We start from the raw sequence: 18519 nt of genomic DNA, 5'->3' as shown, positions 1-18519 counted from the left end.
GTCGGAAAAATTTATTTTTTTACATAATAAAAAGAAAAAAGGGATGAAAAATGAATAAAAAATCCATTATTAAACAAACGATGATGATTTTGTTGGTCATGATTTTGTTAGTATCTACTTTGTCACCTGTCGAAGCATCGGGCACGCTGACTGTTCAGGCATTTGAGCCTGACAGCAAGATGCTCATGGGACAGACTTCGTACACAGAGCCATTATATTATGGCGTGGATCAAACGATTCGACCTGTTAGTGTGAAATCGGACGGAACGTTCACTGTCTCATTAGCTGAGGCAGTAGGAGAACGAATCGTGACATTCTATCAAAAGGATGACGTCTATTACAAACCAGTTCAGCGAGTGAGTGCCTCCGTGATTGAAAAAGGTCCGATCCCGCCAAACTTTTATGGAGTCGAATCTGGAAAGATGCAGCTTCAGTCAAATCCTGGTTATGAAATCATCGCGATTTATGATGGTGAAACATATCGGGGCGTCGAGGTACTTTCAATTCCCAAAAAACAAGGTAACGAAGTGAAAGCTTATACGAAAGCGTCAAATGGGAAACGAAGTGTCACTGGAAGCTATTCGTTCGATGATTCTTTTGATTTACCGATTCAGGTCGACTCGATGCAATGGAGTCAGTCGCGTGTTCACGGTACGACCTTGCCTTATCAGAATGTCCGTCTCACTCTTTATGACCGGACCCTTTCCACTGTCTCGGATGCGAATGGTCATTTCGAAGTAGAGTTGTCGATTCCGTTCGATGACTACATTAAAGGGCTCACAGGTAGAGTGGAAGTGCTCCATCCAAACAATGAAGTGCTTGTCGAGAAAGAAGTGAAGATTGATCCGGTCCGTTTGACTTCGGAGCAGCCTTACTATTCCGTCGCCCAATATTTCGGTGTGTACGGTGTGACAGATCCCGACATGACTGTCACATATGATGGAGAAAAAGTAACGGTAGACGAGTCAGGACTATTTTATATTTCACTTCGAACGGACGGAACGTCGCATAAAACCATCACATACAAAAAAGATGGAACTGTTTTAGCGGAACAATCGATTCGTCAGTACGTGGATTCTACGTTCCCCTTGACGATTGAGGCGACACCATCTACCGTATCGGGCAAACTATCGGGAGAAACAGAACCGAATGCTAAGCTATTCATCCGTTCTGATAACGGGGATTTCTCAGTACAAGCAGATTCTAATGGAAAGTTCTCTACGGAGTTACCGCTTTTTGAGTCGGGAGTATATGAATTCTATCTTCAAACAGATTTCGGGATGCAACGGTTATCTACGTCCATCTCGGTAAAAGAAGAACGCATGATTGCCGAGCCGACGGTACGCTTTTTGAATGAAACGATGTATATCGAGGCATCCTTACCGGCTCGGGAAGCAGAAGTGCAGATTATGCGTAAAAACGGGGAGATTGAAGTAGCTCGTACTTCATTATACGAAGGAAAAGGTGAGGTTCATATTCCGTACGGTTCGACTTATCGACTTCGAGTCAGTACGGGAGAACAGGTTTCTCCATATGTTGATGGCATCCATCAAGCGATGACTGCCCCGACGCTCACCCGTTTCATCGAAGGGGAGAAAGTGGTGTCGGGTCATGCAGAGCCGAATGCGACGGTCGTCTTCTATAATCGCGTCCAAGAATGGAATCCTGAGGGCACGAGAATGGAAGTGAAGACCGGGACCGACGGCGCTTTCTCCTTCACACTTCAACAAGAGTTAAAAAAATGGACCTATCGTTTCGCTGTCGAGAGTAGCGACAAGAAAAATATCACAACATATGAGTTTACGCCAAAAGATGAGACTGCACCAAATTTGACGATCAATGGTCAACCTAATACGACGACTCTCTCTGAAATGACAGAAACGGTTCGGGTACAGAGTGATGACCTCATTGATGACTTGAAAGTGGAATACTTTACTAACGGGGCTTGGGAAACGGTTGATTCGATTTCAAGATGGCGTTATGCTTTTGACTTTAAACCAAATACTGGGGCTACATTTAAAGAAGCAGGCGTGAGCCAAATTCGAATTCAGGTGGTCAACCCGAACGGATTAAAGCGAGTGGTCACACTTACTGTCAAAGACATCACACCTCCATCGCTCGTACTCGATCGGCTCTTATATGGGGACCAGGTCATCTCTGGCAAAACAGACCCGCTCACGTTAGTACGTTTCGGAAGAACAGGTGACGTTACACAACGTGCGGATGAAACGGGACGTTTCTCCTTTAAGCTTGATTATCCTGTATCCAAGTATTCAATGAATCTGTTTCCGGTCACCGTCGTGGATGAGGTCGGAAACAAACGGACGTTGACGCCGGACGTGTTCGACTATCGCATCGAGGACGTTCGAATCAACGCAGGCGGAACGAAACTGTGGTTGGCTAACGAAACACGCCGGATCAGTTACTCTGCCTACGACTTGATTGTGAATGGGCAAAAGATTAATCTGTCCAATTATGATACGACCATTAACTTGCCAGAGCCTGTCAGCTATCCGGTGAATGTGGAACTGCGACTTCGGAACGAGGATGGTACGGTACGTTATACATTCAGTAATACACTCCAAGGTCCGTCCACGTTGACGACGCCGAAAAATTTGAAAGCTTCTTCAGACCGTCGGACGATCACGGGGCAACTAGATCCATACATCTCGTTCGATATTTACGACAAGTCTGGGAAACGCATCACCTCGAACCGTGCGAAGGCGGACGGAAGCTTTGCGGTCGCCATCGTTCGACCGCTCGTGGCGAACGAATCGCTTCGCATCGTATCGAAAGATGCATTCGGGCAGACGAAGTCGATGACCTTCAAAGTCGCCGACAAGACACCCCCGGTCAAACCGACGATTCAACAAGCGGTCGTCCCACTGAAGCAAGTCACTGGAAAGACAGAAGCAGGGGCCACGGTTCGCGTCACGTATCGCGGTAAAACGTACACGACCAAAGCGGACTCGAAAGGCATCTATCGTTTGAACGTGTCGAACTGGCTCGCTGGACAAAAGATCTCGGTGACGGCTCGTGACGTCGCTGGAAACACATCGTCCGCAACAACGACCGTGATCCTCAAAGCCTTCCGGACGGCGAGTGTCTCGGCGATTCGCACGACGAGTACGTTTGTAAGTGGAAAAGCGGATGCGGGAGCGAGCGTCAAAGTGTATGCGAATAATCGCCAAGTCGGAAAGACGACACAGGTCGGGTCGAGTCAATCGTTCAAGATTGCCATTCCGAAACAGAAAAAAGGAACGAAGATGACTGTTCGCATCTATCGGGCAGGCTATGCCACGGTGGAACGGAAGTTGACGGTTTATTGATTTATGACACCCATTCCTCGACGAGTGGGTGTTTTTATATTGAAAAAATAATAAAAAAGGTAAATATAATCCAAAATAAAGTTGTTTATTCATAGATAGATGGATATAATTTACAGGGTAAAATCAAACAGAAACTGTGAGGAATATCATGAAACCTTTGTATACACGATTATCGATCGGCGTGTTGAGCGGGATACTCCTGTTCGCCCCGGTCACGGCCGATGCGGCGGCAAACTCGGACTTTAACGTCCGTGTCGCCCCGTCGACGACGCTCCTAGAAATGAAAGACAAGAAGTTAGTCCCGCTCCAGAAGACGAACGCGACGAAAGAGTATCGCATCGTCCGCCCGTCCGGTTGGTATTATCTGGCCATGTCAGGCGGCAAACGCATTTACGTGAAGAAGAGTCAAGCCGAGGTCGTCCCGGCCCGCTCGTTGACGAAATCACGGATCCAATCGGCGACAAACCGTCCGCTCATTCATACATACATGAAAGAGACCGATGCCCACATCCCGTATGAATATGATTCGCTCTCAACCGAAAGGGCGAAACAGTACGCGGATCAGGCACTCGCCGGCAATTGGTACATCCCGGCGGAGCCGAAACAATTGTCCGTACCGAACATCGACACGTTCAATTGGCATAAAGACGTCCCGGATGTCAACAATGACTCGTTCCCGTTCCAAATCCACTACATGACGGTGTTGAACCAATTGACGCAGGCGTATAACGACTCGGGCGACCTCGCCTATCTCAAATATGGCGAGCGTCTCGTCAAAAGCTGGACGAAAGCGCATCCGGCCTATAACTATAAACGACTCAAGTGGGGATACAACGACCAGGGCACTGCGCTCCGCGTCTTCCATCTATTGAACTTCTGGGACGTGTACAAGCAGACGTCGCTCAACAAAGACCCGGCGTTCACCGAGCTCATCTTGAAGACGCTGTACGAGCATGGCGAGATTTTAGCATCCGCTGACTTCTATAAAAAAGAGCACAACCATGGAATCTTCCAAGACATGGCGCTCACGGCGATTGCACAGACGTTCCCAGAGTTCGACAAGAGCAAGACGTGGCAGTCGCTCGCGAGCTCGCGCCTTCAGGCCCAACTCGCTTTCAGCATCTCGCCTGACGGGGTCCATCTGGAGCATTCACCGTACTACCACGTATATGTGTATGAAACGTTGTCGCAGTTTATCGAATGGGCCGACGCCAACGCCTTCGTCTTGCCGTCACGGTCGGGTTATATCGAGAAGATGCCGGACCAGCTCACCTATATGTTGAAGCCGAACCGGACGCTCCCGATCTTCGGTGATACGACTGGTTATTTAAAAGATATGAACATTATTCCAAAGACCGAGAACTATCCGGAACTCTCCTACGCCGTCAGTGGCGGGGCAGAGGGGACGGTGCCGCAACTGTTGACGAAACAACTCGGCGACCAGTACAGCTTCATGCGCGAATATTGGTCACGTCCACCGGAGTCGTTCTCGGGAGCGACCCAAGTGATGATGACGGCGGGGTATCATAGTACCGGTCACAAGCACGCCGATGACTTGAGCATCGATCTGTACGGGCTCGCCCGTGACTTCATCGTCGAGACGGGACGCTTTGGCTACTCGAAGGACCCACGACGCCGGGAAGTGTTCAAGGTCGAGGCGCACAACACCGTGCACCGCTATGGGGAAAATCTTGACTTGAGTAAAAGTATGGTCGGCAAGAGCCGAATCGTATCGGTCGAGGACAAGGGCGATACGAGTATCGCCATCGGAGAAAGTGCCCTCGTCGGGAAAGGTGCGACTCATCGCCGGACGCTCGTCTATGACAAGGCGAAGACGCTCGTCGTCTACGACAAGATCACTTCGCCGACTCCGGACATGTTCGTGCAGCGATTCCATCTCGGCGACGGCTTGAAGCCATACGCCGGTTCGACGGACGCGCAGAACGTGACGTTCCGGGATGACAAGCGCCGGACGATCCAGTTGATGCAGCTCGAGACGGACGAAGAGTCGTACATGTCGATTCAGCCGAGTCACTTGTCTGTCCGCAACTTCGAATGGAAGCCGCGTGAACAAGTCGTCTCGATCGAGTATGGGGATGACGTCCGTTACCTCACGCTCATCCGGATTGACCGGACGAGCACGTCGATCGTCGACGCCTCGTTAGCCGAGCAACCGGAGCAATACGTCGTCACGTATACGCTCTCGAACGGCACGACGAATACGATCAACGTACCAAAATGAGCAGGGCCCAGCGAAAGCTGGGCTTTTTTGTGTGAACGACTGGGTAACTCTTGAATCCCACCATTTGCTAAGGTAGAATTTTCAAGTATAACAAATGACAAGTGAGGGAACGAATGGAACATTCAATCGCAAGACTCGTCGCCCAATTTGGCGGCTCGCTCGCGGCACGGGGGAGCCACGGGTGGGACGTCGTCATCTCGGCGGGGACGATGTGTTATCAGTGGAAAGGAAGACGGGTCGTACCGGAGGCGCGACTCGAGAAGACCGGGACGGGTCGGCTCATACGCCCGTACGGTCGTTATTACGTCGTTCGTCTTGGCGGCAGACAGACGCTCGTCTCAGCGTCCGATACGATGCTCGTCATGACGCGCCCGCTCACGAAAGCGAGGCTGTCCGACCGGATGGACCGCCTGCTCGTGCATCAGTACATCCAGGACAAGCGGCCGATCGCCCCGTATCGATATGAGCGATTGACGGACGACCAGGCCGTTCGCTTTGCGTACGGTGTCTTACAAGGCGACTGGTACATTCCGGCAGCACCCGACGCGTTACGTGTCGCGGACGTCGCCACGTTCGATTGGGATCAGATGGTGCCGCGGGTGGACAACAACTCCTTTTACCTCCAACTCCATTATTTGACGACCGTCCATCAGCTGACCCGTGCCTTCGAGGTGACGGGAGAGACGGCTTATGTGGAACACGCCGCCCGTATCGTCGATAGTTGGCATACACGTCATCCTGCCTTCACGGTCAGTCGGAAACGTGAGGCGTACCATGAGCACGGCACGGCGATCCGTGTGTTCCATCTGCTCGGATTCTTTGAGGCGTACCGCTGTGCACCGATCGAACGTGACCCATCCATGACCGAGAAGCTGTTGAAGATGCTGTACGATCATGCCGTCTTGTTGGCGACGCCGACGTTTTATCGGCCGCGCCATAATCACGGGCTGTTCCAGAACATGGCGCTCTTCGCCATCGCCTCCTGTTTCCCAGAGTTCGACCGGAGCCCGGAATGGGAACGGGTCGCCCGCGCGCGTCTCGATGCCCAGCTCGATTCGAGTCTCGCCACAGACGGGACCCATCTCGAACATTCGCCGGGCTATCACGTGTACGTCTATCATATGTTGAGCCGCTTCGTCGACTGGGCGAACGTGAACGGATTCTCTTTATCTGACCGGTTTGACGTCATCGATGCGATGCCGGACCGCCTCGTCCATCTGATCAAGCCGAACCGGACCCTCCCGATGGTTGGCGACACGGGCGGACAGATTCGGGGACGGCATCTGATTCCAGACATCGAATCCCACCCGTCACTCGGTTACGCGTTGAGCGGGGGAGGGGAAGGGGTTTGTCCGTCTGAACGGATGGTAAACCTCGGCTCGAACTATGCCGTCATGCGTGAATATTGGACCCATGTAAAGCGTCCCTTTAGTGATGCGACCTACATTTTGATGACGGCGGGCTATCACGGTGCGGCCCACAAGCATGCGGACGACCTGAGCCTCGAACTGTATGGGCTCGGGCGTGATTTCATCGTCGAGACGGGGCGATATGGGTATGCAGACTGCGAGGAACGCTTGGAGGCGATGCGCGTCACGTCACACAACACGGTGCATCGCCTCGGGGACGAGCTCGATTTGTCGGTCGAGCGGGTCGGAGAAAGTGGGATTGTATCTGTTGAACCGACTGGAAAGCAGGTGATGGCGACAGGGGTGAGCCGTCTCATCGGAAAAGAGGCACTCCACACTCGGAAGGTCGTCTACGATCAAGCGCGGACGCTCGTCGTCTTCGACCGCATCACGTCACCAGAACCGGATCTGTTCGTCCAGCGCTTCCATGTGGCGCCGGGGCTCGACCTCGTCGAAGGGTCGCAGGAGTCCCAGAACGTCCGGTTCATGGATGCGTCGAATCGCGCCATGCAGATCGTCCAACTCATGACAGGGGAAGAATCGTATATGACGATCGAAGAAAGTCACGTGTCGCCTCGTGATTTCGAATGGGTGAGTCGTCCACAGGTCGTATCCATCGAATGTGGCACGGACGTCCGCTTCTTGACCCTCATCCGACTCGACCGGACGCATTCTCGCATCGTGAAGACGCAAGTGGAAGAAACAGGGGATAGGTACATCGTCTCATATTGGCTTGAGAGCGGGACGAAGCACGTCATCCGAATTCCATATTGACTCGATTATAAAAAAAACAGACGAATTTGAGTTTTTCCTTGATGATTTTTGCCAACAATATTACAATAATTGTATAAGATTCATGTATATCATTTACATATGCGAAAATGTTTGGATGATGATAGGGATAAAGTCATACATTCTTTTGAACTAGTTCTAGGCAAAACGCATGAAGGAGGACCTAATGAGTCGCAAGGAAAGACGGATGAAAAAGAGAATGATGAGTGGGCTTCAGGTAACGCTTGTCGCGATGTTGCTGGTGGCGGGGGTGTTTTGGACGCGCGCGGCGGACGATGCGGAAGCGAATGACTTCATTCTTCCGTCCACGACCGGCGAACAGTTGACGTTCAGCGGGATGGCGCTTCGCCTCGACCCGAAAAGAGGACCGTACATTCATGGGAATGCTTCCCATTACCCACGTGGATTTAAAGAAGTGTATATCGATCAAAACCGCGGTTATTTGACGGTCAAGCGGGACCGCTTCGACTCGGTCGTCTCGATCATCACGGACCCGGACGAGACGCTCACGGCCCGTGGAATCACCATCGGTTCATCAGGTGGTGGCGTCATCACGAACCTATACTTCTATCAGAACGGACGACTGCTCAATTTGGCGGACCCGAACGATTACGCGATTATAGCGGGCGTATACTCAAACGTCTGGTTGACGATCATCAGTCAGCCGAACGGACAATGACATCCTCAGCCGAGGATGTCATTTTTTGTAGGCTTCACTTGTAGACGGCGTCTTTGTAGCCGAATGATCGGATCGTGAGGTTGTTCAATCGTTTCGCTCCGTGCATCTCAAAGATGACGGTTTCGGACGATTTCCATCCTCCGAGGTTGATCTTGTCCATTGAGACCGGACCCCCATCTCGATAGTTTGCGTTCACATCGACGGAGAAGAAGTGAGTGTTTCGTAACCATTCCTTGTCACTCGAACGGATGGCGACATACGTCCGATATCCGGATTCGATCACTTTCGCCTCAAAGGCAGGCGGCTCTTGCTGATAGGCAGAGAGCGGTTTGTCATTGATGGAGACGAGTTCGATTCGAGATTCCGGGTAGTTCGGACGCTCGAATGCTTTCGTTTCCATGACGAGGCTACGAGTCGTGTTGCCGTCGATGGTGACGAGTCGAATCGATCCGACAGGGAAATCGTACACAAACGTCTGATCTTTCTCCTGGCTGATATACCATTCTTTCTTCTCGATGAGTGGACGTTTGAAACGGATTGACTGCAATGTGCCATCCGCGACCATTGCGGTGACAGCACGTGTATATTGATTGTAATAATAAGCGTTGTCGACATGGTCATGGAACGTCTGGATTTTCAGTTGAGAATCTGACGTATGCACGTAGGCCGGTGTCATCTGTTTCGTCGTCATGACCGCATCGACGAGACGGACGATGTCTTTCAGGTCGGTCGCCGAGTTGACGAGGCGTTTGCTCGGTCCAGCCGCCTCATTTTGGCGAAGTGCCGTCACATAGTCGCCGACACGCGCTGTCGTGTAGGGAATGTTCAACGTGTCGAGAGTAGCCGTGACCGATGCTTCGTTCACGTTCGAAAACATCTTGTCGATGGCGAGTTCGGCTTTCCCCATCTTCTTCCCGCGAATCGTCTTCGATGGCTTGATCGAACCGATGACGCCGTTCTTTCCTCCGAGGACATGCGTCTTCGTCGGTGCCGCGACGGTACGGACTTTGAGCGTGCTCGTCCCGCGTACGACGACATCTGTGTTGCGGATGTTCAAGAAGCCGACCTCTCCTGTATACCGAATAGGAATCTCATATGAATATTCCGTATCTTTTGAGATGTCCCACCGTTCGATTGTTCCTTTTCCGGCGATCTGGACTTCCCCTGCCGTATGGAGTTGCTCGATCTGACCGTTCAAGGTGAGTTTTTGTACCTCACCATCGATTGCAGGGTCATGCGCATGTGCGTTCGCGACGACTTGACGGAGCGGTCCTGCCGTCGTCAAGGTGAAGTTCGGTGACATCGGATTCCAAGGGATGTATAAGCTGTCGATCCGACTCGCTGCCACCTTGTCGATGACGAGCGAGCTAGCAGGTTGACCGAGCGGGAAGAAACTGAGCTGTTTCCAACCGATCAACGTACGGTCCTTTGTTTTCGGTACGACTAGCATGCTTTTAAGTGCCGTGCCGTTCTTTTGGAAGAATGGCTTGAGTGCGGGGTCGATCTTATAGCTGACCCCGGAGATACTGACGATGTCCGTGCCCTTATAGCTCATGACTTCGTTCATATCATAGGAAGCAATCGGTGTCTCGAGCGGCATGACGGACCGCATGGAGAGATACCCCTTCGTTTTACCGATTTGGACGTGGGCCCAAGAGTTCGTCTTGCTGAGGAGCGCGACTTTCGTGTTCGTCTTCACGGTCATCAAGGTCTTGGCCCCTTTTTGCGTAGACGCCTTCAGTGGGGTGGATTGGACTGTCTTATACGACGGTGATGCTGCCTCGACGGACTGCATCCCGAACAGGACGACGAATAATAGACTAAAACCTAACAATTTTTTATACATAAATGTACCTCCTTCTTTCTAGAAACCATTATATCCCAAATGGTTTTGCCATCTCTCGCCTATTTGTCATAAAGAGGGAATCGTTTTTTGTGGAAATTGTAAAAAGGTTAAAAATCTTCAATTTGTGATTGTTTATTGGACGCGTTTCCGTTACGTTAGAACTAGAGCGAATTGTACATATGGGGGAAAAACGGACGACTTTGGGGCAATGAGATTATACATAAGTCGAACGATGTAAGCGCTTTCCTTCATGTGTCTTGTTCGCAAATCCGAAAGGGGAACTGGACATGGCAAAGAAATCATCACGTAAACTGTATACAGCGCTTGCCGTAGCCGCTGTATCGACAGCATCACTCACGCCAGCTGCTGTCACAGAAGCTGCACCGAAAGCATCGGTCGTCAAGGCGAAGTCAGGGTATGTATACAAAGGAGATTTGGATGCAGCACTTGATGCTACATATAAAGGGGCGCCAATCTACTGGTACAAATCAAGCGTTGACCTCGAGAAGCTCGGCACGTTCCAAACAGCACGTGGGATCGTAAAAGGAAAAGGCATGTACATCGAGAAACGTGTACGCGTCCTCGATCATCCACTCGAAATCCTTCCGCCGTCTGAGCCACTCGTGTTCAAACAAGGGAAGCCAGCAGTCGGAATCGTGAAGCAAGATGTGCGTTTCGCGAGCGGCACTTACGAAAAACCAGTTCGTTGGAGCGGGATCAACACAGATGAAGTCGGCGAATTCGTCGCGACGGCTACATACACGAACCGCGGAAAAACGATCACACTCGAAGTTCCATATAAAGTAGAAGGATACAAGCTCTCGATCATGCACACGAACGACACGCACGCAGCGCTCAAGTACGCACCGAACCGTGCGACAGCCATCAAGCAAGTTCGTGCCGAGAAGCCAGATAGCCTCTTGATCGACGCAGGGGACGTCTTCTCAGGATCGCTCTACTTCAACGAGTTCAAAGGTCAAGCCGACCTCAAACTCATGAACTACATGAAATACGACTTGATGGTGCCAGGTAACCACGAATTCGACCTTGGTACGGAACAAGGACATAAAGAACTTTCTGACTTCGTCCGCTATGCGAACTTCCCGTTCGTCAGCTCGAACGTGGACTATTCAAAAGACCAATACATGAAGAACTTGTACCGCAACGAAACGACGGATAAGGCGTATAACGGTCGTTTGTATGAAGGAGTCATCAAAGTGGTCGACGGCAAGAAGGTCGGATTCTTCGGTTTGACAACAGAAGAGACGGCTACAATCGCTAGCCCAGGGCCAATCGAATTCCAAAACTACATCACAGAAGCACAAAAAGCAGTCGATGCGTTCGAAGAGATGGGTGTCGACCAAATCGTTGCGGTCTCACACCTTGGATATAACGACAACCCAGCATTCGACAACGACTTGTTGCTTGCTGAAAACGTAGACGGGATCGATATCATCGTCGGTGGACACACGCACGCTCGTTTGAGTGAGCCGGTCCTCATCACTGCAGGGAAAACAGAACCGACGGTCATCGTTCAAGCGGACCAATATAGCAATTTCCTCGGAACGGTTGATGTCGAGTTCGACAAAGACGGGAAAGTCATCAAGCATGCAGGTAGCTTGATTGACGTGAAAGCACTTCAGCCGGATCCATACGCGGTCTCACTTCTCGCACCGTTCAAAGAAGTGGTTGATGCGATTAGTGAAGATCCAATCGGTGTGTCTCTTACAGCGCCACTCGATAACCCACGTGACAAAGGTGATGAAACAGCACCGAGTGTCCGTAAAAATGAGACAGCCCTCGGTAACTTGATCACAGATGGCATGCTCGCGAAAGCGAAAGAATATGATTCTGCTGTCATCGGTGCCGTTCAAAACGGTGGTGGAATCCGTGAAGCAATCGATGCAGGTCCTGTCACGACAGGTGAAGTGTTAACGACACTTCCATTCGGAAACACGCTCGCCATCATGGACTTGAAAGGTAGCGAATTGAAAGCGGCCTTCGAGCGTAGTGTTGGCATTTACCCGGTCGAGAACGGTGGATTCCTCCACGTTTCTGGATTCAAAGTGTTGTTCGACAGCTCGAAACCGGCTGGCGAGCGCATCGTTAGCTTGGAATACAACAACGGCTCAGAATTCGTAGCAGTAGATGATGCGACGAGCTATAAAGTCGCAACGAACTTCTTCACAGCGCAAGGTGGAGACAACTACGCTGAGTTCAAGAAAGCATTTGATGAAGGCCGCGTCAATGACCTCGGTCTCATCGACTGGGAAAACTTCCGCGATCACTTGATCAGCCTCGGTGAAGAAGTCACACCGGCTGTTGAAGGACGGATCGTCGACGTCAATGCTGCAGAGTAAGTGAATAATGGTTTTAGGGACGAATTTCTAAAGAGAAATTGCCCTGTGACTATCGATGGACACTCGTTTCAAGCTACTTGGAACGGGTGTCTATTTTATTGAGGCGCTTCAATCAAATTACTTTTATATCAAGTTGTTCAATAAGTAGAAGAGCGGGTATAATATAATTAAGTTTCGTTTGTTTCGTTTGTTTCGAAAGTGAGGATGAGATGTATGCTGAAAGATTACAAAAATCATAAAGATGACATCATGAAGGTGCTTGAACGGGATGCTCAACTTGAAAAAATAGAAGTCGCCACTGAATTGAATAATGACCTAAAGCGTCAAAGTGCTGTTCGCCGTGCAATCAATGCGCTTAAAGAATATGAGCAAAGCCTTGATATCAAATTGTCAGAACGAGAAGAAGCAATCGTGAGTCAATACACCGTTTCAGAAAACCTCATTCATCTGTTGCCGAAATATCTTACTGTAACTGAGGTCGGAAAATTACTCTCCATCTCTCCTCAAATGGTAAGGCGGAAGTGTATGGCAAATGAAATTGAAGCGCATCGTACATTGAACGGGAAAGGGAAATGGCGAATCCCTTCCTCACAATTTGTGAGTCATCCTGACTTAGAAGAACTTTTGCTTGAACTTCAAGAACAACGACGATCGTCCGAACGACTCGCTTCTGTATTATTACAGGACGTCGATGAAGTGAAAGAGTGAAATGATGATTGTTAAATACGTGATTGATACGAATGTGATTCGAGATTTGAGTGCGCGTTCTAATGACGTTGAGGCACAAAAACATCAGAAGCAGTGTCAACACTTTTGGAAAAAAATCAAAGAGGATTCTAATGCGATTTTGATGATTCCTGAAGAGGTGAAAGTTGAACTAGATGTACAACTATTGGCAGAAATCCCGCCGAAACCGAATGAACGCCAACGTATTCTCGATGCTGTGAACGATTGTCAAATCGTCTATGAGAAAAGTACGCGTGAAATTGAGAATAAGTTGAGGGAGTTAAGCGCCATTCTAAAAGCTAAATATGGGTCGCGCATTCATGAAGAATGTCAACTCACACCGCAACACATGCAAGTGTCGGATGCGAGGATTCTGAGTGCAGCTTATGAGCAAGATGCGATATTAGTGACACGGAATATCAAAGATTTCATTTTATCAAAATTAAGCGAGAATACTCCCACTTCTAAACGTTAAGGACAGGGCTTACGTGAAAGTGGGAGATGAATCGCCAGCCTTTTCTTCGGGTAAAATATCTTCAAAGGTGGTGACCGTCACATGGTGAAGCACAAGGGCTATAAATTCCGGATCTATCCGACGAAGGAACAGGAACTCCTGATTGCCAAGACGATCGGATGTTCCCGGTTCGTGTTCAACCATTTCCTGTCGAAATGGGACGCGGCCCATGAAGCGACCGGCAAGGGACTGTCGTATGATGCCTGCTCGAAAGAACTTCCCATGCTCAAGCAGGAATTCGGTTGGTTGACGGAAGTGGACAGCACGGCCGTCCAGAACAGTGTCAAACACCTGGCCGACGCGTATAAGAAGTTCTTCAAGAAAAAGGGGAATCATCCCCGTTTCAAGTCGAAGCGAAACCCCGTCCAATCCTATACGGCGAACATCCAGGGCAAGTCCCAGCTCCCCGAGGTCTCGATCGTCGGGAATCGACTCAAACTCCCGAAGCTGAAGTGGCTGCGTTTCGCCAACTCGAGACAGGTCGAGGGTCGCATCCTGAGCGCCACGATCCGATGCACGGCTTCGGGTAAATATTTCGTCTCCCTTCTCGTAGAGCAGGAGATCGGTGAGCTGCCGAAGACCGGTTCATCGGTCGGCGTCGACGTCGGGCTGAAGAACTTCGCCGTTCTATCGGACGGCACATTGTACAAGAACGACCGTTACTTCCGTACGCTCGAGAAGAAACTGGCACGGGAGCAACGTAAGTTGTCCCGTCGTCAGCGCATCGCCCTGAACAAGAGGGTGAGACTCTCCGAGGCGAAGAACTACCAGAAGCAGAAGCGGAAGGTCGCCCGCATCCACGAGAAGATCGCCAACAAGCGCACCGACTTCCTGCACAAGGTGTCGACCGAGATCGTCAAAAACCACGACGTCATCGGCATCGAGACTCTGCAGGTGAAGCACATGCAGAAGAACCGCAAGTTGAGCAAGTCGATCTCCGAGGTCAGCTGGTCAGAGTTCTTTCGCATGCTCGAGTATAAGGCCGGTTGGTACGGGAAGACCGTCGTGAAGGTCGGGAAGACCTTCGCCTCGAGCCAGCTCTGTTCGAGTTGCGGCCATCAACACAAAGACGTGAAGCATCTCCCATTGCGTGAATGGACATGCCCGAACTGCGGGGTCCACCACGACCGGGATGTGAACGCAGGACTGAACTTGAAATTAGAAGCTGAACGCATCTTAGCTTCTTCAACCGTCGGGACGACGGGGCTAGCCTGATCAGGTTTCTCTCGTTAGAGAGGATAACTCAGGAATCCCCACCTCTAAGCGAAGCGTAGGTGGGGGTAGTTCAAATCTATTCTTGTCCGAAGCGGATGAAGAGGTTCTTTATGATACGGGTAGGGGCGAATATCTATCTGTCTCTACTGAATTGCATGAGGCAGTACTGTCAGATGAAGAATTCTCAGCAAGACTAGAAGATTTCTTTGAGATTTGGAATCAACTTGATTAGACGTTTTGACATGTCATCATTATGAGTGAGGTATTCCTCGAGACGGATCCATTTATGGGTCCGTCTTTTTTGTAGGAAACTCGGGCGTGTGCATTTGTCATCAAATTGCGACCGACATGTAACTCTGTTAAGATACGATAAGATGAAGAAATACTGATTACTTAAAAAAGGTGGAGCGGACGTATGGATGTAAAAGCGACGCTACGCGACGTGCAAAAGCATATCGCGTGGTTAAAAGAAGAAAAAGAACGAGTCAACCGAAAAGAGGCATTGGTCGGGGATGACTTGATTACCTTAGATGAACTTCCTTCTTTGTCGAGACAGGCGCAACGCCCGCGTCTAGATGACAAACTGTTCGAGGAACAACAAACCGCATTACAGGCAGAGCTCGAAGCAGCTCGGAAACGCCTCCCAGAACTTGATGTGACACGCATCCAGTCGAACGGGAGCAGTTTTTATGAGAAGGCGAATGTGCATGTCGCGTTCGTCGGACCGGTCAAGCGGGCCAAAGAGCTCGAACGTCTTTGTCACACCCATTACTTTGAGAACGTGACAGGCTTTTTAGAGTTGCTTGAAGCAGAAGACATCGATTTCCTGCTCATCTCGGCAGCGCTCACAGAAGATGAGACGACGGCCTTCCATCACATGGGGACGCCACGCTCGCACTCTCGTCACTGGCTCGGAAACTTGATTCGCAAGGCGAAACAAAAGGAGATCCGTGTCGTCTTCGAAACGACACTCGATACGAATCATTTCGACCGCTTCTCTTCACTTGCCGCACAATGTGATTACATCTTCACGGCAAACGAGGAGCGTGTGACGGAATATATGGAAGAAGCCGGGCATGAACGGGTCTTCGTCATCCGCCCAGGAGTCGACCCGCTTCATGTGAACCCGATCGGGATGACGCGCGGCAAGGTAGACCGTGTCGTCGTGACGAACCGTTTTCCCGTCCAGCGGTTCGCAAAAGACTTGGAGACGCTCGCGCAAGGCGTTCGCGATGCGAACAAAGAACTCTATGTGATACGTGAGGCGAATGAGTCGAAAGCGTCACTCGCACCAAAGTCGCTTCAAGATGTCCTCGTCCATGGGGACCCTGAGGATATGGAGAAGCTGAAAGAGACATCGAATTGGGTGCTTCACGTCAATGAAGTGAAGCACAGTCCGACGATGAGCGCGCAAGCGATTTATGGGGCACAGGCTCGCGGACAACTCGTCTTGACGAACTACAACGTCGCCGTCAACAACGACTTCCCGAACGTGTTCATCGCCACAAGCGCCTTGGACGCCCAAGGGATTTTAGAGATGTTTAAGACGGACGAAGAGCGTCTCGAGCATCAACTGTCTGGTGTCCGGACCATCTTCTCGAACCATACGATGTACGACCGCTTCAGTGAGATGTTGTTCACTCTCGGCATCCACCATGAAATCCGTCGCGACGTCCTCGTCATCGGTCGCGGTGATGTGACGGCGACACGTGAACAGTTCGAGCGTCAGTCGTATCCACACAAGCGCTTCGTCGCCGAAGCGGATCTACAAGAAGTCGACCTACGTACAGCCGACTTTGTGACCGTGTTTGACGACCGTCATCACTATCTCGACTACTATGTGGAAGACTTAGTCAACGCCTTCAAATACACGGACGTCTCGTTCGTGACGAAAGGGCAGGACACCATCCATGAGTTCGTGGAAGACTATGCTGACGTGGCCTTGACGATGTTCGCGGCTAGTCACGTATCGCTTGAGACGCTTCGGAACGACCAACGCGTCGAAGGTCAAGGCTATGCCATCGATCATTTCGAACTGCTCGCCCCAGACGACGTGCTCGTCCCGAACGAACCGGGCGACTATGCGCTTTCAATGATCGTCCCGATTTATAACAACGGTCGCTATCTATACAACAAGTGTTTCTCGAGTCTTCGCCGTAGCTCGATGTTTGAAGACATGGAGATCTGGCTCGTCGACGACGGTTCAACGGACCAAGAGACGATCGGCTATATCGAACGTCTCGTCCGGAAGTATCCGAACGTCTACACGTATTCGTTCAACGACGGCGGTAGCGGTAGCGCCTCACGTCCACGCAACAAAGGGGTGGAGCTTGCGACGACGCCATACATCGCCTTCCTTGACCCGGACAATGAAGCGGTCAACGACGGCTATGCGGCACTGTTCCGTGTCATGCAAGAAGATGACACGCTCGACCTCTCTGTCGGAAGCATGTTGAAGCTTGCGAACCGTGAAGCGATGATCGAACTCGAAGACCTCGAGAAGGATGGCATTCGCGTCATCGAAGACCCGAGAGGGTACTTGCTTGAGCATAACTTCAAGGTGCAGAGTATCCAGACGATGGTCATCAAAAAAGACTTTATCCAGAAGCATGATTTGAAACAAGTCATCGGCGCGGTCGGGCAAGACTCGCTCTTCTTCCAAGAGATGTTCCTCAACGCAGGACGCGTCGCTCTGCTCGACTTGACGATTCATGACTATTACGCGGCCGTCGCCGGTTCGACGGTCAATACGATCACGAAGAAATACTTTATGAAGTGTGTCATCCGGGAGACGGCACGGGCGAAAGCGTTCGCTCGCGAAGGCGTACTCGACCAATACCGCTCGACTCGATTCGAACGGTTCTTCTCGATGTGGTACCTCGTCTTCTTACGCCGCAGCAAGCCGGAAGAATTCTTCGACAACGCCGGAATGCTTTATGAAATCATCGAACAGTATCGTCCGATGGAACTAGAGACGCCGATCGTGAAACAGTTCGTCGACTTATATGAATCAGGACAAAAAGAAGAATTGAAGCGTCTCTATTTTGACGCATACTTGTGAGGTGAGACCATGAGCAATGAACTAGAAAAAGAAATCGGATTGTTGAAACAGCGAATCAAACTTCAAGAAGAGGAGATTCGTCATCTGAAGCACGATGAACGATTGTTGCGACAAAAACATCGTCGCCTCGTCCAAAAGTATGGCGACCTTCTCTATACGTTCGAATGGACCGTTCAGGCGTTTGAAAAGAAAGAACAAGCGCTCACGGACGTGAAACGTAAGTATGAAGTGGTGAACAAGAAGTATCGTCGCCTTGTGCAGTCGAAAGCCGGTAAGGCGATTTTGAAGGCACAAGCTGTCGCACGACGCATTCGCAAATAAAGAATCGGATTCGGGAGAACCGATG

The 18519-nt window shown here is 50.6% G+C and carries 11 protein-coding genes; 10 read left to right on the top strand and 1 reads right to left on the bottom strand.

What is annotated here, in order from left to right; genetic code table 11:
* The first annotated feature begins 50 nt into the window (after positions 1 to 50).
* The 4 genes from KNO71_RS04070 to KNO71_RS04055 all read left to right on the top strand — a co-directional run bounded on the left by KNO71_RS04070 (position 51) and on the right by KNO71_RS04055 (position 8451).
* Entirely contained in the window at positions 51 to 3329 is a 3279-nt protein-coding gene (locus tag KNO71_RS04070; RefSeq protein ID WP_214687363.1) for an Ig-like domain-containing protein, read from the top strand.
* A 148-nt stretch (positions 3330 to 3477) separates the two neighbouring features.
* Complete coding sequence (locus KNO71_RS04065) at positions 3478 to 5571, top strand: heparinase II/III family protein (RefSeq protein WP_214687362.1); 2094 nt, start codon at positions 3478 to 3480, stop codon at positions 5569 to 5571.
* Between the two features lie 113 nt (positions 5572 to 5684).
* Positions 5685 to 7754: a heparinase II/III family protein gene (locus tag KNO71_RS04060; RefSeq protein ID WP_214687361.1), complete on the top strand. Its 2070-nt coding sequence runs from the start codon at positions 5685 to 5687 to the stop codon at positions 7752 to 7754.
* Positions 7755 to 7938: 184 nt separating this feature from the next.
* A complete protein-coding gene (locus tag KNO71_RS04055; RefSeq protein ID WP_214687359.1) occupies positions 7939 to 8451 on the top strand; it encodes a hypothetical protein in 513 nt (170 codons plus the stop codon).
* Between the two features lie 34 nt (positions 8452 to 8485).
* Here the strand turns inward: KNO71_RS04055 and KNO71_RS04050 are convergent, their stop codons facing one another.
* The gene (locus KNO71_RS04050) at positions 8486 to 10297 is read right to left on the bottom strand and encodes a hypothetical protein (RefSeq protein WP_214687357.1); all 1812 of its coding nucleotides are present in this window, start codon (positions 10295 to 10297) and stop codon (positions 8486 to 8488) included.
* 287 nt (positions 10298 to 10584) lie between these two features.
* On the opposite strand from KNO71_RS04050, the gene KNO71_RS04045 reads away from it, so the two are divergent.
* From KNO71_RS04045 to KNO71_RS04020, 6 genes are all read left to right on the top strand, one after another.
* A complete protein-coding gene (locus KNO71_RS04045; protein WP_214687355.1) occupies positions 10585 to 12657 on the top strand; it encodes a bifunctional metallophosphatase/5'-nucleotidase in 2073 nt (690 codons plus the stop codon).
* 213 nt (positions 12658 to 12870) lie between these two features.
* Positions 12871 to 13365: a helix-turn-helix domain-containing protein gene (locus KNO71_RS04040; RefSeq protein ID WP_168169861.1), complete on the top strand. Its 495-nt coding sequence runs from the start codon at positions 12871 to 12873 to the stop codon at positions 13363 to 13365.
* Between the two features lie 4 nt (positions 13366 to 13369).
* On the top strand, positions 13370 to 13858 hold the full coding sequence (locus KNO71_RS04035; RefSeq protein ID WP_214687353.1) for a PIN domain-containing protein: 489 nt from the start codon (positions 13370 to 13372) through the stop codon (positions 13856 to 13858).
* Positions 13859 to 13939: 81 nt separating this feature from the next.
* Positions 13940 to 15112, top strand: a complete 1173-nt coding sequence (gene tnpB / locus KNO71_RS04030; RefSeq protein ID WP_214687351.1) for an IS200/IS605 family element RNA-guided endonuclease TnpB — start codon at positions 13940 to 13942, stop codon at positions 15110 to 15112.
* Between the two features lie 415 nt (positions 15113 to 15527).
* Positions 15528 to 18173, top strand: a complete 2646-nt coding sequence (locus KNO71_RS04025; RefSeq protein ID WP_214687349.1) for a glycosyltransferase — start codon at positions 15528 to 15530, stop codon at positions 18171 to 18173.
* A 9-nt stretch (positions 18174 to 18182) separates the two neighbouring features.
* Positions 18183 to 18494: a hypothetical protein gene (locus KNO71_RS04020; protein ID WP_012727114.1), complete on the top strand. Its 312-nt coding sequence runs from the start codon at positions 18183 to 18185 to the stop codon at positions 18492 to 18494.
* Positions 18495 to 18519: the final 25 nt, after the last annotated feature.

It is taken from the genome of Exiguobacterium sp. s163 (genome assembly GCF_018617135.1).
Classification (GTDB): Bacteria; Bacillota; Bacilli; order Exiguobacteriales; family Exiguobacteriaceae; genus Exiguobacterium; species Exiguobacterium profundum.
This window is presented reverse-complemented; position numbering and strand designations above follow the sequence as displayed.